Source organism: Pseudomonas sp. IT-93MI4, from assembly GCF_949767635.1.
In the GTDB taxonomy this organism is placed as follows: Bacteria; Pseudomonadota; Gammaproteobacteria; order Pseudomonadales; family Pseudomonadaceae; genus Aquipseudomonas; species Aquipseudomonas putida_A.
Genome location: NZ_CATKPP010000048.1, coordinates 1 through 280, shown reverse-complemented (window position 1 = coordinate 280; position 280 = coordinate 1). Strand labels below are relative to the sequence as shown.

Annotated in this window: 1 protein-coding gene; it reads left to right on the top strand. The window is 62.9% G+C overall.

Features of this window, described 5'->3' with window-relative positions:
* Nucleotides 1-280: hypothetical protein (locus tag ACM6I7_RS19120; RefSeq protein WP_414889046.1), on the top strand; the 280-nt coding region annotated here is incomplete at both ends.

The window sequence follows — 280 nt, the reverse complement described above, 5'->3', positions numbered from 1 at the left end:
ACTCGAACCCGACGACCTGCCCGGCGGTTCGAGCAAACTGACCGCCCCGGCTGCCGCCGAACCCACCAAAGCGGGTGACAAGGTCACCTATACCTGGCGCGGTTCGAAAACCGGCAAGACCAGCGACTCGGTGCCGATCAATTCGCTCAATGCCGGTAGAGCCATCGATTTCACCCTGAACCCGACCTTCGTCCAGACCCACATCGAACCCAATCGCGGCGGCACTGTGGACGCGATGTATGAAATCCTCAGGGTGGCGGCAGGCGCCACGCCGGAACGT